This is a genomic window from Nitratireductor lacus, from assembly GCF_056431025.1.
On sequence record NZ_JBWKMB010000016.1, the window covers coordinates 1 to 14,683 of the forward strand.

General features: G+C 63.3%; 15 protein-coding genes and 1 riboswitch. Of the genes, 11 read left to right on the forward strand and 4 right to left on the reverse strand.

What is annotated here, in order from left to right:
- On the reverse strand, nucleotides 1-1,109 hold a 1,109-nt coding region (locus AC07E3_RS14465), incomplete at its 3' end, for a M81 family metallopeptidase (protein WP_478362861.1).
- A 212-nt stretch (nucleotides 1,110-1,321) separates the two neighbouring features.
- On the opposite strand from AC07E3_RS14465, the gene AC07E3_RS14470 reads away from it, so the two are divergent.
- The 6 genes from AC07E3_RS14470 to AC07E3_RS14495 all read left to right on the forward strand — a co-directional run bounded on the left by AC07E3_RS14470 (nucleotide 1,322) and on the right by AC07E3_RS14495 (nucleotide 7,795).
- Complete coding sequence (locus AC07E3_RS14470) at nucleotides 1,322-2,131, forward strand: IclR family transcriptional regulator (RefSeq protein WP_065817881.1); 810 nt, start codon at nucleotides 1,322-1,324, stop codon at nucleotides 2,129-2,131.
- A 773-nt stretch (nucleotides 2,132-2,904) separates the two neighbouring features.
- On the forward strand, nucleotides 2,905-4,155 hold the full coding sequence (gene repA, locus AC07E3_RS14475; protein ID WP_478363036.1) for a plasmid partitioning protein RepA: 1,251 nt from the start codon (nucleotides 2,905-2,907) through the stop codon (nucleotides 4,153-4,155).
- Nucleotides 4,152-5,228, forward strand: coding sequence for a plasmid partitioning protein RepB (repB, locus tag AC07E3_RS14480; RefSeq protein ID WP_478362863.1), 1,077 nt, complete (start codon nucleotides 4,152-4,154; stop codon nucleotides 5,226-5,228). Before repA ends, repB begins: the two co-directional genes overlap by 4 nt.
- A gap of 229 nt (nucleotides 5,229-5,457) precedes the next feature.
- Nucleotides 5,458-6,819, forward strand: a complete 1,362-nt coding sequence (gene repC, locus AC07E3_RS14485; RefSeq protein ID WP_478362866.1) for a plasmid replication protein RepC — start codon at nucleotides 5,458-5,460, stop codon at nucleotides 6,817-6,819.
- A gap of 99 nt (nucleotides 6,820-6,918) precedes the next feature.
- The gene (locus AC07E3_RS14490) at nucleotides 6,919-7,290 is read left to right on the forward strand and encodes an antitoxin Xre/MbcA/ParS toxin-binding domain-containing protein (protein WP_025031423.1); all 372 of its coding nucleotides are present in this window, start codon (nucleotides 6,919-6,921) and stop codon (nucleotides 7,288-7,290) included.
- The gene (locus AC07E3_RS14495; protein WP_478362868.1) at nucleotides 7,283-7,795 is read left to right on the forward strand and encodes an RES family NAD+ phosphorylase; all 513 of its coding nucleotides are present in this window, start codon (nucleotides 7,283-7,285) and stop codon (nucleotides 7,793-7,795) included. The genes AC07E3_RS14490 and AC07E3_RS14495 overlap by 8 nt, the downstream gene beginning before the upstream one ends.
- On the opposite strand, the gene AC07E3_RS14500 is transcribed toward AC07E3_RS14495, so the two are convergent.
- Together AC07E3_RS14500 and AC07E3_RS14505 are read right to left on the reverse strand one after the other, a co-directional pair.
- Nucleotides 7,796-8,074: a WGR domain-containing protein gene (locus AC07E3_RS14500; protein WP_478362870.1), complete on the reverse strand. Its 279-nt coding sequence runs from the start codon at nucleotides 8,072-8,074 to the stop codon at nucleotides 7,796-7,798.
- Between the two features lie 43 nt (nucleotides 8,075-8,117).
- Nucleotides 8,118-9,305 carry a tyrosine-type recombinase/integrase gene (locus tag AC07E3_RS14505; protein ID WP_478362872.1) on the reverse strand — a complete coding sequence of 396 codons (1,188 nt, stop codon included), beginning with the start codon at nucleotides 9,303-9,305 and terminating at the stop codon, nucleotides 8,118-8,120.
- 123 nt (nucleotides 9,306-9,428) lie between these two features.
- Between AC07E3_RS14505 and AC07E3_RS14510 the strand changes: the two genes are divergently transcribed.
- The 5 genes from AC07E3_RS14510 to AC07E3_RS14530 all read left to right on the forward strand — a co-directional run bounded on the left by AC07E3_RS14510 (nucleotide 9,429) and on the right by AC07E3_RS14530 (nucleotide 13,703).
- Complete coding sequence (locus AC07E3_RS14510; RefSeq protein WP_336071255.1) at nucleotides 9,429-10,370, forward strand: DUF1403 family protein; 942 nt, start codon at nucleotides 9,429-9,431, stop codon at nucleotides 10,368-10,370.
- Nucleotides 10,371-10,457: 87 nt separating this feature from the next.
- A riboswitch (TPP riboswitch) is annotated at nucleotides 10,458-10,570 on the forward strand.
- The gene (locus tag AC07E3_RS14515) at nucleotides 10,564-11,172 is read left to right on the forward strand and encodes a YkoF family thiamine/hydroxymethylpyrimidine-binding protein (protein ID WP_478362874.1); all 609 of its coding nucleotides are present in this window, start codon (nucleotides 10,564-10,566) and stop codon (nucleotides 11,170-11,172) included. (Overlaps the previous riboswitch by 7 nt.)
- A gap of 4 nt (nucleotides 11,173-11,176) precedes the next feature.
- A complete protein-coding gene (locus AC07E3_RS14520) occupies nucleotides 11,177-11,965 on the forward strand; it encodes an ABC transporter permease (RefSeq protein WP_478362876.1) in 789 nt (262 codons plus the stop codon).
- Complete coding sequence (locus AC07E3_RS14525; protein WP_478362878.1) at nucleotides 11,962-12,717, forward strand: ABC transporter ATP-binding protein; 756 nt, start codon at nucleotides 11,962-11,964, stop codon at nucleotides 12,715-12,717. Before AC07E3_RS14520 ends, AC07E3_RS14525 begins: the two co-directional genes overlap by 4 nt.
- On the forward strand, nucleotides 12,714-13,703 hold the full coding sequence (locus AC07E3_RS14530) for an ABC transporter substrate-binding protein (RefSeq protein ID WP_478362880.1): 990 nt from the start codon (nucleotides 12,714-12,716) through the stop codon (nucleotides 13,701-13,703). The genes AC07E3_RS14525 and AC07E3_RS14530 overlap by 4 nt, the downstream gene beginning before the upstream one ends.
- Nucleotides 13,704-13,777: 74 nt before the next feature.
- Here the strand turns inward: AC07E3_RS14530 and AC07E3_RS14535 are convergent, their stop codons facing one another.
- Entirely contained in the window at nucleotides 13,778-14,515 is a 738-nt protein-coding gene (locus tag AC07E3_RS14535; RefSeq protein ID WP_478362882.1) for a class I SAM-dependent methyltransferase, read from the reverse strand.
- Nucleotides 14,516-14,683 lie beyond the last annotated feature (168 nt).

Below are 14,683 nucleotides of genomic sequence, written 5' to 3' on the forward strand. Positions count from 1 at the left end.
CCATCTCGAGCGCTGTCTGTTCGGGGGCCGGTGTCTTCAACATGACCCAGTGAATCAAAAACCCCCGGCAAATGCCAGGGGTTTGTCAGCAGTCTGGCGGCGCGTTCCGCGCCGTTTCGCAAAAGTGCACGCAGCATGCCCGTCGTGTTGGAGTCGCCGCCGGCTCCCGGATTGTCCTGCGTGTCGGCGATCACCACCGGGCGCGTTGCCGTCTGTGCAATACGCATGGCCTCGCGCACCCCTTCATCGGGGCCGAAGGCACGGCCGGCAAAGGCCGCTTCCGCGTCCATGATGCTCTGATAAAGCCGGTCGGCGGCCCGGTCCGCCTCTGCCTGCGTCTCCGCATAGGCGATCACCGTTTGCCCGCAGTCTACAATGTCGGCTGCCGGAAAGCCCATCCAGTAGGAGACGCTCGCAACATCGCCCGTCTCGAGCGCCGCCACCTCCTCATAGAGGCTCTTTGCCGGCTCAATGAACGTGCATTGCCATGGAATGGAGGTCAGATAGGGCAGCCTGCGAAAAGCGTGCGCAAACGGTCTGCCGCGCGCCATCAGCCGGTCGAGCCCTTCGGCGGCGCGCCTTCCCGTCTCGGCCATGTCCACATGCGGATAGGTGCGGAAGGCGACGAGAAGATCGGCCTCGTTCACCATGCGCTCACTGGTGTTGCCGTGCAGGTCGAGGCTGACGGCGATCGGAACGTCCGGCCCCACCACGGCGCGCACCCGGGCGATCAGTTCCCCCTCCCCGTCATCCAGATGTTCGGCCACCATGGCGCCGTGCAGGTCGAGACACACCCCGTCGAGCGGCCCGGCTTCGGCAATGCCCTCGACAATCTCGCCGGCAATCCGCTCATAGGCATCGCGCGTGACATGCGCCGAAGGGATGGCCCCCGTCCACAGAATGGGCACCATCTCCCAGCCCGCCTTCTGCCCGTGGGCCACAGCACCCGAAATTCCCAGATTGACACCGGGACAGCGCTTCAGGATTTCGTCTCCACGAGAGATGGGAAGATACCCTCCCCCCTGCTCGAATTGCGCATAAGTGGCGCGCGAGGGCGCAAACGTGTTGGTCTCGTGCAGGAAACCGGCGAGAGCGACCTTCTTGCTCATGCCGCCTCTTCCCCGGTCGGACTGCCAGCCCAGATGCAACGCCGCATTCACGCGCCCCGCTTTCAACGACTGCATTTTCGGGTCGACGCCCGGAAAATGCGTGATAGGGTGGAAGACAATGTATCGCTGTACGATACATTCGTATCGATAATACGATAGATGTGCAGCGGTTCTGGAGTCAAACAGATTCTGGCGAAAACCGGAGGCGGGGCGTGCGTTATATTCAGAAGGCGGAATACGGAGTGCCGCCGAACACCAGCATCGATGAGAGCGACCCACTCTTCGTGCAGGCCATTGCCCGTGCCATGCAGGTGCTTTCCACATTTCATGAGGCCGCCAAGCCGCTGACCCTCAACGAGATTGCCGCCGCGGGCGGCATGGGCAAGAGCGCTGCCCAGCGCGTTGTCCACACGCTGCGCCAGCTTGGCTATATAGACCGCGACGCGGATGACAGGGGCTATGTGCCCGGCATTCGCATTCTCGATCACACGCGCGACTATTTGCGGATGAACCCCCTGGTCGTGCGCGCTTCGCCGGTGTTGATGGAACTGCGCCGGAATGTGCGCGAGCGTGTGGACCTCAGCCTGCGCGACGGGCTCAGGCTTGTCTATGCCGCGCGTCTTCAAAGCAAGCGGGAAACCTTTTTCGCCACGCTGGTCGGGCAGAGCGTGCCGATCTACTGCACGTCGGGCGGCCGCGCGGTGATGGCGCATATGAGCGATGCGGAGGTGGACGAGATCATCGAACGTTCGGTGCGCCGCGAGATCACGCCCAAAACGATCACGGATCCCGCCGCGATCCGGGCGAAGGTTCAGGAGGCGCGCGAGAATGGCTATGCGCTGGCGCTCGAGGAAATTCTCCAGGGCGAGATCGCGATCGCCACAGCACTCGTGTCGCCGGACGGCACACCGCTCGGCGCGATCCACATCGCCGGCTCATTGAGTGAATGGGACGCGGAAAGCTTCTGCCGCCGCTTTGCCCCGCTCGCCGGCGAGGCGGCGGGCGCCATCAACAGGTTCTGAACCCTTGGTGAACCCCTGTTCGCCGGGGTTCCTGTTGAAGCAATTGCTCCGGCCGTTGTGCTTCTTTCTCCCTCCCCAGAAAACACAGGCGGGGTGGAAGACGCTCCATCATTCGAACCCGGTCATCATTGAGACTCACAGTTTTCCACGCAGTCCGATTCTTGCGCCAGTCCCTGAAAACGCTCCTCGGCGCCCCTTTTTTCGGATGCCGGCATTTGCTTTGCGCAGAAAATCTGTTGGCTGATGGCCCTCCTCCCCTTGCGTCGTGTTCTGCACGTCCATTGTGTAAGTGGCAGTAAGTGCGACAGGATTCGGCGCGGGCGCGTTTTTGTCCGCAGGCGTGGCCGGCTTCGTTAACCCTTTGTTAACCAAAAACTTCTTGACGCCGCTACGCCTCCTCATGGCATTAGTTACGGCATTGAAGGCGATTGTCTGAAATCGGCGTAACCGGGATGCGGTTCTGTTAATTGCGGTTGTTTCCGGTTTCGTGCGCAGTCGCAGCGCGTTTGCTTTTTGAGCGTATCTTGACCCTCAGCCGTAGGCCACTCGCCCAGCGGCTGCGAATCGGGTTACGTTGCGCGATGAATTCCCGGGACGGGCATCCGGCGTCGGGGGTCAGGGTGAGCATGCGTGCTGCGGTCGCCAGTGAAATGCCTCGCGTTGACAGCTGTCAACGGCGGCAGAACGGTATGAACGACGAGGAGCAGCGCGGCATGGATATCGCCAGCGACCATGAAGGAGAGCGGGAGTTGGATAAAGTGTCGGGGGCAGCGATGGGCGGCGCACACGAGCAGAGTGCGCTCGCGGCCGATGAGGCCATCGCCGCGGATGCGGCCCGGCTCTCCGAGCAGCTGCGCGTCATGCGCGACCGGCTCTTTCCCCCCGCGGCACAGAAAACGCTTCGCACATTTTCGAGCGGAGAGGCAGCAAAGCTGATCGGTGTTTCCGATGGCTATCTGCGTCAGCTCTCAATCGCCGGCGAAGGGCCGCAGCCCGAAACCGGCGCGGGCGGCAGGCGCTATTATTCGCTGGCCGACATCAATGCACTGCGCCATCACCTGGCGGCTCAGGCCCGCTCCAAGGGCAATCTCGCCAAGGCGCGCTCCTATGTGAAATGGCGCGATCCGGAACGCGAGCACCTTCAGGTCATTTCCGTGACCAACTTCAAGGGCGGTTCGGGCAAGACGACGACAAGCGCCCACATGGCGCAGCACCTGGCCCTCTCTGGCTATCGCGTGCTGGCGGTCGATCTCGATCCGCAGGCGTCACTGTCCGCCCTCTTCGGCTATCAGCCGGAGATCGATCTCTCGGGCAATGACACGCTCTACGGTGCGATCCGCTATGACGAGGAGCGTCGCCCGCTATCCCAGATCATTCGCAAGACCTATTTCGACGGTCTCGATATCGTGCCCGGCAATCTCGAGCTTCATGAATTCGAGCACACGACCCCGCGCATGCTGGCAGAACGGCAGGCGGGCGGCGGCGCCGATGATTTCTTCTTCGCGCGCATTCAGGCCGCCCTCGCCTCGGTTGCCGATGACTACGATGTGGTGGTGATCGACTGTCCGCCGCAGCTCGGGTTCCTGACCCTTTCGGCGCTTTGCGCATCCACATCGGTGATCGTCACCGTGCATCCGCAGATGCTTGATGTCGCCTCCATGAGCCAGTTCCTATACATGACGGCGGACCTGCTCTCGGTGGTGCGCGAGGCGGGCGGATCGCTCAATTTCGATTTCCTCCGCTATCTGGTCACGCGCTATGAGCCCAATGACGGCCCGCAGACACAGATTGTCGGCTTCCTGCGGTCGCAGTTCGGCGAGCGCGTGCTGACTGCGCCCATGGTCAAGTCAACGGCCATTTCAGATGCAGGTCTCACCAAGCAGACGCTTTACGAGGTCGGCCGGGACAATTTCACACGCTCCACCTATGACCGCGCGATGGAGGCGTTGACATCTGTCAACGCCGAGGTCGAGGCGCTGGTCGAGGCGGCCTGGGGCCGCAACGCGGCGGGAGATGCCGCATGAGCAAGCGCAAGGATCATTTGAAGGCGCTGTTTGGCGGCTCGGGCGAGGGCAACGCACCCTCGCCTGCACCCGAACCGAAATCCATGCCGCGCGCACCGGAAACGAAATCGGCTCCCACACCGGTCAAGGCAGACCCGGTGCCGCGCAGTTCGTCCGGCGCGGTGAAGGCGATGGGGCTTACGCTCTCATCCATGACCCGCGAAGTGGAGGATGCCCGTGCCATCCGCGAGAGCCTGGCGAAGGGTGAGCGCATCGTTGAGGTCGATCCGGAACTGATCGACCCCTCGCTCGTGCGCGACCGCTTGAGCCGTGAGGACGATGGCGACGAGGATTTCAATGCTCTTGTCGAAAGCGTGCGCGAAAACGGCCAGCAGGTGCCGGTTCTGCTGCGCCCTCACCCGACTGAAACCGGACGCTTTCAGGTCGCCTATGGCCATCGCCGTGTGCGTGCAGCCGCACGCCTCAAGCGTCCCGTTCAGGCCATCGTGCGTACGCTCAATGACGATGAGCTGGTGCTGGCGCAAGGCAAGGAAAACACGGAGCGGCGCAATCTCTCCTTCATCGAGCGCGCCTTCTTCGCCGATGCGCTGATGCGCCATGGGTTCGATCGCGGCGTGGTTCAGCGCGCGCTGTCGCTTCACAAGGCGGAGATGACGCGGCTCCTGCAGGTGGCCGAGGCCGTCCCCGGGCATATCGCTGCAGCCATCGGTCCTGCCCCCAAGGCTGGCCGTCCGCGCTGGATGGCGCTTGCAGAGTTTTTGAAGCGCGAAGCGGCGGTGGTCATCGCCCAGGACGAGATTACCTCCGTCGCGTTCCGGGCTGCCGATTCCGATGAACGCTTTCGCAGGCTCTATGAGCGGCTGGCCAAGCGTGCAGCAGCGCGCGGCAAGAAGGCGGACAGGACCCGTGCCATCGAGGACGGGAAGGGGCGGACGCTTGCGCGTGTGACGCTTGGGGCAAAGCCCCGGTTCGACTTCGATGAAAAGGCCCTTCCGGGCTTTGCAGATTATCTGGCCGAGCACCTGCCGGAGCTGGCGGAGCGCTTCGACAAGGAGCGGGCAAAAGAGACATAACCGATCAGCCGCCCCAGGGCGGCGAGACCATCCCGGCCAAAAACCGGATCACGAGGAGCAAAGAGGACTGAGCTAGAGGAAAAACCGCAAGAAAAAAGGCCCCCAGAACGTTGCCATTCCGGAAGCCCCTTTCGATGTAGCAATCTGAAAGAATCACTTCCGTCGTGCAAAGTCAAGCATCGGTGCGTTCCGGTGAGCGTCTTTTTCTTGCCTGAAGCAAGGTGAGACAATGACGGACAGATTTGCAATCTCGCCATTCGGCGGGAAAGGGTTGGCGCGTGCCCAATTCCTGGTCAACGAACAGGTGCGGCGGGCGCGAAAGGCGCTGGATGCAGGATCAGGGGACACGCATGCCTCTTCGGAAAGTGCTGTAGACAAGTGGCAATTGCTGCGGGCTGTGACCGAGGCGCGGCTGGTGCTCGGGCTTTCGGACAGAACCATCGTTGTGCTGGAGGCGCTGGCAAGCTTCAGCACCGAACGCCAGCTCGATCCAGCCGGTGATCTGGTGGTGTTCCCATCAAACGCGGAGCTCTCCATCCGTGCGCGCGGCATGGCGCCGGCGACATTGCGGCGGCATCTGGCGGCGCTCGTGAAGGCCGGGCTCATCCTGCGGCGCGACAGCGCCAATGGGAAGCGCTATGCGCGGCGCAGCGAAGAGGGGCAGATCGAGGAGGCCTTCGGCTTCGATCTCGCGCCGCTCGTCATGCGCGCTGCCGAGATCGAAACCCATGCTGCCGAAGCACGGCGCCTGGCGCGTGCGATCAGGGCCCTCAGGAGCGAAGTAACGATCCATCTGCGTGACATTGCGGCGATTATCGAGGCGGCTGATGACGAGGGCAGGGGACGTTCCTTCGCGCCCTATGCGGAGCGCCTGGCCGCACTCTCCGGCCGGCTTGGCCGCAACACCGACTGGGAGACGCTGAAAGCCCGCCGTGATGCCCTCCTGGCTTTGCGCAACGACGTGGAAAAAGCCTATCTGGAAGGCCTGAGCGAAGCCGATCTGGAGGCTCGTGATGCAGAGCACGTGGTTAATGAAACCATAAATATGAGCGCCAATGCCACTCAAAATGAGCGCCATATTCATAATTCAAACCCAGAATCCCAATTTGAAACCTACCAGGAAAAAGTTGAAGCGGGGGCCGTGCCGCCCAACCTTGAAACCAAATCGGCGGTTGAAAGCGATCACGACACCGCATCCGGCCAAAGGGGAGGGCGCCGAAAGCCGGAAGCGGAGGGAAGTGGCCAAAAACCACCTGTCGGGTTCGAAACGGTGGCGTCTGCCTGCCCGCAGATGCGGGATTACGCCCCGGACGGGCTGTCAGACTGGCGGGACCTGATGAAAGCGGCCGAAACCGTTCGCTCCATGCTCGGCGTTTCGCCCGATGCCTGGGCCGAGGCGCGGGCCGAGATGGGCGACATCAACGCCGCGATCACAATTGCGGCGATGCTGGAGCGCGCGGAAGTCATTCGCTCGCCCGGTGGCTATCTCCGCAGGCTGACAGAACGTGCGAACTCCGGAACGTTTTCGGTAAAACCGATGCTGAATGCGCTGATTTCAGCCCGGCAAAAGGCGGTTTTGGCGGAAAAATAGCGTTTTGCCGCTCTTCTTGAAAACACATTTTGCGCACATATTTATTGTAAATTGCTCAATGTGTGATCAGTATGGTGTCGAAACAAGGAGGCACAGGTGATGACAGCGACGGAACTTGACTTCGCGGCAGCGCATTTTGCCGACGAAAGAGCACCGTTTCTCTCCGCGCGCCGGGTGTCGGAACTGCTTGGCGTGACGCTGGTGGAGCTGGCCCGTCTCATCGGCGTGGCCCGCAACACGCTGACGGCGAAATCCGGCCAGCGCAAGGTGGACCAGGCGCTGAGCCCCGTTGTGCGCATTCTCGCCATGGCCACGGAAATGGCCGGCAATGAGCACCGGGCGGTGATCTGGTTCAAACACCAGCCGATCCCGGGCTGGGCGGGCAAGACCGCCTATGATCTGGTGGGGGAGGGCAAGGCCGACAAGGTTCTCGCCTATCTCGAAGCGGTGCGTGCCGGCGTTTATGCCTGAGGCCTTGCGGACGGAAATCCTCTGGCGGGCTTACGTTCCGCGCTGGGCCCATGCACCGCTTTCAGGCGCAGGGGCGGCGCGATTTGGTGGACGCTGGAACCCGGTGGGCGCGCAGGCGGTCTATGCCGCCCGTGAACTGTCGACAGCCTGGGCCGAATACAATCAGGGCTTTGTGCAGCATCCTGCGCTCATTGCGCAGCTCACACTCTCTGCCGCGCGGCTGGCCGACTTGACCAACGAGGCCGTGATGCAGCGTCATGGCGTTTCGTCTGCTATCCATGAATGCGAATGGCGGGCCGAGATGGACGCTGGTCGGGTTCCCGAGACCCACCGCCTGCGCGAAAGGCTTATGGATCAAGGCTTTCACGGGGTCATCTACCCGTCTTTCATGTCGCCGGGAGGCAGTTGTGTGGCGCTCTGGCAGTGGAACGGGGAGGGGACGCCCGGCCTTCTGGTGACGGATCCCGAACACAGGCTGCCGAGGGATGCCGCCTCCTGGCTCTAGTCACCTGTAACCACGGCGTTCCTTGATTTTCCTGAGCCGCAGGAGTGCGGCTTCGGCCGACCGGGTGTTGTCGAAAAGGTTGATCTTGAACTGCCCGCGCGTGCCGATCCGCCCCCATTGGCGAACAAGTGCGGCATCGCCGAAAAGGGTCGGCTCGACGGAAAGCGTGTAATAACGCGCCATGTTGCGGGCGGGGTCGACGCGTCTCAGGGAGCATTGATGCGGGTTGATAGCCATGCCGTGACGGTTGCCCGGAACGGGCGCTTGCGTCCAACGCATTTCGTGAATCGATTGCCGGCAACCGATTCACGCCACTGATCGATCAGAGACCGCTCGCCCTGGTGAGATTGACGCGAAACCGGTCGCGCCGACGCTGATAGCGGCGGGTCATTTCGGCGCTTGTGTGACCGAGCTGCTTCTGCACGAAACGCTCGTCCACTTCGGCTGAAGACGCGAGGCCAGCCCGCAGTGAATGGCCCGAAAACAGCCTTTCGCGCTCCTTTTCCGGCAGATCCGGGCGCAGCCCCGCATCGAACGCCGTGCGCTTGACGAGACGGGCAATGTGCCTGTCGTTCAGACGACTGTCTTCAACGGTCTTCTGGCCGCGAATTCTGCGGAACAGGGGACCGTGGGCAATGCGGGCAAGGCGCATCCACGTCCTGAGCGCCTCGACGGGGCAGGAGCGGTCGGCCGAGCCACGGCCTATTTCCACTTCCCGCCAGCCGGCTTTGCCGCGCAGGGTGATCAGAATGCCCTTGTCGAAAAGCTCCGCCCAGCCATTGCCGTCCTCGGTCTGGTCCACCCCGGCATCAAGCCCGACGATCTCGGAACGGCGCAGACCGCCGGCAAAACCGACGAGCAGGATCGCCCGGTCCCTGAGGCCCCGAAGGTCGTGCGGAAGGGTCTCCAGCATGGCGAGAATGTCCTCGGCCAGAAGCGCTTCCTTCTGCGCCGGCGGGCGACCGTGCTTTCGCCGAATGCCGGCAAACACCTCCGCAATGTGGGGATCCTTCCGGTCTAACCGGTCGCCACGCTGGGAATAGCCCTGCGAGAGACCGGAGAGCCGGCGTTCAAGCGTGGAGACGGTGGGGCGCGGGTTCGCGGAGGCACAGGCGGTCAGATAGAGACCGACCACCTGTGGGTCGGCGGGAAGCGGCTGAAATCCGGAGCGCCGGCACCAGGAAGCGAAGTGGCGCCAGTCAGCGGCATAGGCGCGCTGCGTTGCCTCGGAGCGGGCCGCGCGCGCATAGCTGCGTGCAGTCTCGACCAGCGGGTCGACATCGGAGGGTGACGCGGGGGAGGGCCCCGTGGGGGAGGGGGGCTCCTCGTCCATGGCAAGCACCACGTCGATAATGTCGGGCAGATCTGAATGATCCCCGGCGGGTTTGCCGGATTTTAACGCTGAGGCGCCATCATTCCCGGAAGCGGCCACACGGTTGGATGGCCTCTCTGGCGCAGCAGGCTGGATCATGCCCGGCATTCTGCGGTTTTGCTCGCTGTCAGAGCTCATTTCAGCCCGCTCGCTATAATGTCCGATAATACAATCTTATCGGACATTAAATGCTAAAGACAAGCTGTGCGGTTTATCGCGGAAATTCTGGCAGAAACTGCACATACCGCCTAGACTGCGGGCATGGATTCGCCCGATTCTTTTCCATCTTCAGACGCAGCCCTACCGAAGTGGGCAGTGTCGCGCGGGGCTGCCTCGAGCGAGCGCGATGCCGGGTTTGCCGCCGGTGTTGCGCTTAGGGCGCTCGATGATCTTGTGCGGAGTGAACCCGCCTGGTCGGGCTGCTGGCGCGCGCGCCAGGCGCTGAAATGCGCCGTTGCCGCGTCAAGGCTCATGGGACGGGGGGAGGACGAGAAGGCGCTGCGCGATGCCGTTCTGCTGACCGCGGCCGGTGACGATCCGGGCCCTGCGGGCAAGATATTTCTCGCCTATAGACGAATGGCAGCGCGCCGCTTCATGCCATCCACGTCTTCCATAGCCGAACTCGCCGGCCTTCTCGGCCTGGCGGTGGATGACAGGCTGGCGGCAGCCGTCGACCATGCCGAGGATGCGCTCCAGTCTGGAAGCGCGCCGCCTTTCGCGGCGGCGCAGCTCGTCGGGCGGATACTGGCAGAACATGCGGACGCCGAGCCGCTGGCATGGGCCCTGGCAGATGGGTTGATCGCAACGATGCTGAACTGGCCTCGCCCGGTACCGCTTCTCATGGCGGAACGCTATGGAACCGCCTTCCGCGTGAGCGGGGAGAGCGGGCGGACCGGCCCGGCTGATCCTGCCTTTGCCCGGGCGGTGTGCCTCGCGCTGGTTCAGGGGACTGAAGGCGCGCTCCGCTCGGCTGGTGAAATATCTCGCCGCGCCGATACACTTGCCTCCGTTTTGCCGAAACTGCGCACAAAGGGGGCGGGCACGGTCGTTCAGAAACTGCTGGATGACGATGCCGTGCCGGCTTCAGCCCCCGGCTGCAATCTTTCCCGCTGGGCAGCCAAGCGGCTTTTCGAGCGGCTTGAGCATTTTGGTGCCGTGCGCGAACTCTCCGGCCGCGGGTCGTTCCGGATATTCGGATTGTGAGGTCTGTGGATAGCCGGATAATTTTTCATCCGGGCACCGTTTCCTGAACAAACCGCTTGCTTTGCGACACGGGATTTGGTTCGTACCGGGCATCCACAGGGGTGCCGCGTATCGCCGCGGCTGAGATGAGGGCGCAAGCCCTCGGGCCCTAGTAGCTGATCTGGGTAATGCCAGCGGAGCAAGGAGGACAATCATGTTCGCAGGTGCGCAGCTTTCCCTTTATCCGATGACCGACGATTTCGTCGACGTCATCATGTCGTCGCTTTCCGCGTTCGATCCCAGGCGGGACCGTTTAAGGATCGAGACCGACGATATCTCCACGCTCGTCGTCGGCCCGCCCGAAGTGCTGTTTCCCGCGCTGCGCGATTTCTATGTCGCCGCCGCGTCCACCCGCCACCATGTGGTGCTGCGCGCCACGCTCTCGCGCGGCTGCCCCGGCGAGCCGGACGATCCGATCTGCAGCACCTCTGCACTCGCCAACCCGTCGGAGCCGCTCGCCGAACGGCAAAAGGCGGCGCTTGCAGCGGTGGCCAATGCAAAGACCACATCGGAAACCGCACGCGCCCAGTTCTCGCTATACGTGATGGGCGCAGGCGACCACATGGCGGAGATCATGGGCTGCATCGACTTCCTGAAGTCGAGCGGCGTCTTCGATCGCTCCAAGAATTTCTGCAGCCGTCTCACCGGCGATGCAGGCCCGGTTTTCGCAACGCTCGAACAGGCCTTCTGCCGGTTCGGTCCGCCCGAAGGCCATGTGACGGTCGATTTGACCGTTTCCGCCAACAGCCCCTCCACGGCCTGACCCCATGTCTCATGGTCGGCCCCGTCCTGCGGGCGGACGGCTGGTGCGCGGCTTGCCTGCTCTGGCAAGCGTTGCCGGTGCGATCCTCCTTTGGGAAATCTATGTGCGGCTGTCGGGCATTTCGCCGCTGGTTCTGCCCGCGCCCTCGCGCGTCATCGAACAGATGGGCGTCAACCGTGCGCTCCTGTGGGAGAACACGCTGCCGACGCTGAGCGCGACGCTGACCGGCTTTGCCTTCTCCGTCAGCATCGCCTTTGCCCTCTCGGTGGCGCTCGATTTCCTGCCGAAGCTGCGGCGGGCGCTGTTCCCGATCTTTGTCGTCAGCCAGACCCTGCCGCTGGTGGCCATCGCGCCGCTTGCCGTCCTGTGGTTCGGTTTCGGTCTCACGCCGAAAATTCTGCTCGTGGCGCTCGTCACCTTCTTTCCCATGCTGGTGGCGCTGGTCGATGGCTACGAATCCACCGATCCCGAGATCGAAACGCTGATGCGCTCCATGGGCGCGTCGCGGTGGAAGGTGTTCCGGGCGGCGCGCTTCCCCTCGGCCATGCCCTATTTCTTCGCCGGCCTGCGGATTTCGATCACCTATGCCGTGGTCGCCGCGATCTTTTCCGAATATGTCGGCGCGCGCGCCGGGCTCGGCATTGTCATCCTCAACGCCAAGAACAGTTTCCGCCCGGATCTCATGCTGGCGGCGGTGGTGGTCAGCTCCACGCTGACACTGGTGCTCTTCGGCGTCTCGGCGCTTCTGCAACGGGCGCTGCTGCGCTGGCGTCAAGCGGGGCAGACACGATGAGCGCTCTTGAAATGCGCAATGTGGGCGTGACGCTTGGCGAAACCGCCGTGCTCGACGATGTGACGCTGCATGTGGGGCAGGGGGAGTTCGTCTCCATTCTCGGCCCTTCGGGAGCGGGAAAATCCACCCTGTTTCGCCTGCTCACCGGTGCGCTCACGCCGGATCGCGGCGAGATCCTGCGCGATGGCGCAGCGCTCAGGCGTGACGGCCAGACCTTCGCCTTCATGCCGCAGCGCGACGCGCTGATGCCCTGGCGGCGCATCATCGACAACGTCATTCTGGGGCTGGAAGTGCAGGGCGTGCCGCGCGCCGAGGCGCGCGCCCGCGCGCTGCCGCTGTTCGCCGAGTTCGGGTTGGAAGGCTTTGAGCAACGCTACCCGGCAGAACTGTCGGGCGGCATGCGTCAGCGCGCAGCCCTTCTGCGCACGGTCATTCAGGCCCGCCCGATCCAGCTTCTCGATGAACCCTTCGGCGCGCTCGATGCGCTCACCCGCGCGCAGATGCAGCGCTGGCTGGAAGACCGCTGGCGCGCCGCGCGCTGGACCACGCTGCTCGTCACCCATGACGTGCGTGAGGCAGTCGCCCTTTCGGATCGCATCTATGTGCTGTCGCGCCGTCCCGCCCGCGTGATTTCCGAGGTCGTCGTCCGCGCCCCACGCCCGCGCCTTGGCGCGCCCCTGCCGGACGAGGCCCGCGCGCTGGAAGAAGACCTTTTGAACACCTTACTCAGTCAGACAGGAGAAAGACCATGAAAAGCCTGATAGCCGCAGCCCTGATGCTCGGCGCGATGGCGCTGCCCGCAACGGCGCAGGAGCGCCTGAGCGTCGCGCTGGACTGGACGCCCAACACCAACCATGTGGGGCTCTACGTCGCCCAGGCGAAGGGCTGGTTCAAGGATGCCGGCCTCGATGTCGAAATCCTGCCCTATACCGACACGTCCTCTGGCACGCTGGTCGCCGCGGGCGTCGCCGAATTCGGTATTTTGAGCTCCATCGGTTTCTACAGCCAGCGCGCCACCGGCGCCGACCTCACCGTGGTCATGGCGGTGATGCAGCATGAGACGGGCCGTCTCGTCTTCAATGGCGAGCGTGAGGACATTCAGCGCCCGGCCGATCTCGACGGCATGACCTATGCCGGTTTCGGCAGCGCCTGGGAACAGGCCCTGATCTCCACCATTATCCAGAACGATGGCGGCAAGGGCGAGTTCGAGACTGTCACGCTCGGCACCTCCGCCTATGAGGCGCTTGCCAATGGCACGGTGGATTTCACACTCGAGGTGAGCACCTGGGAGGGCGTGAACTCCGTGCTTCTCGACCGCCCGCAGCGCGCATTTCGCTATGCCGACTATGGCGTGCCGGATCAGCACACCACCTATCTCGGCGGCAACGGAACCTGGCTGAAAGCCAACCCCGAAACCGCCCGCGCTTTCGTTGAAGCGGCTCAGCGCGGCTATGCCTTTGCTGCCGAAAACCCGGAAGAGGCAGCCGAAATGCTGATCGCCGAGACCGGCGGCATGCTCTCCAATCCGGAGCTGGTCCGCGCTTCCATGCAGGCCATTGTGGGCGGCGGCTACCTGCAGGACGAGGGCGAGCCGGTCGGTCTCATCGATGCGGACATGTTCGGCAACATCACGAAGTTCATGTTCGAGGCGGGCGTCATGCGCGATGCCGACGGCAAGCGCCTCGAGGAGATGCCGGACGTCTCCACCTGGTTCACCAATGCGTATTTGAAGCGGTAGATTTCGCGGTCCAGGTTATTCATGGGGCATCGGACCGAAAACCGGATTTCACTTTTCGGTCCGGTGCGCCAGGGTCAGGATCGCTTTTGCAGGAACACGAAGAGATTGGTGCGCATCGGCGGTGGCATCAGCCACTGAAAGAGCGAAACCACGGCAAAACCGGCTGAAACGCCGCCGTGATATCTCGGCGTGCTGTTGGCGATATAGCTGTGATGACCCCAGTGCTCCCGCTCAAATGCGCGCCTCAGACGTCCCAGCGTGTTCAGCCTGTAGAAGGTGGGAAACACATCCTGATGCGGACGTTCGGGCCAGACCCGCCGCATCAGCCAGTCCTTGAAGCGCTCCGGCACGATGCGGTTGCTGATCCCGACATAACCCCAGCTGTTGGGCGTGAGAGCGCAGAACCAGCCGCCGGGTTTCAGGACGCGGCGAACCTCCCTTGCGAACTCCGCAGGGTGCTCGACATGCTCGATCACCCATTCACAGATGATCATGTCGACACTGCCATCCTCCAGAGGCAGGCGTCCGCCCGGCTCGAAAGTCAGCGCTTCATCGAGATGCGGGTGCTGGAGAACAGCGGGATCGACATCGAGCCCTATGACACGTTTCACGCGGCCCTGAAAATTGAAGAAGGTCTTGCGGAAGGCCGCGCTGCCATCGTCATAGCGGGCGCCTCGACCCGCACCCAGGTCGACAATAGCCATATGGGGACGTATGAGCGCATTGATGCGTGTATAGAAGGCGATGTCCTCGTCGTCCCGCGTGAAACCGCCGGCCGCCGTCTCTGGCCTCCATCTGTCGACCACACTCATTTACACGCCCCCGATTGTTCGCCCTTTGGTGGCAGATAGTCGCTGACCCTTGAGATTCGGTTAAGTCAGGGGTTGCAGCGAGGCCGGGCTGCACGCGTCCGCGCTGTTGTTGTGGTGTGCGTTTCTGAACCCTTGCCGGAATGCTCTGACACACGAGGGACCGGCTCT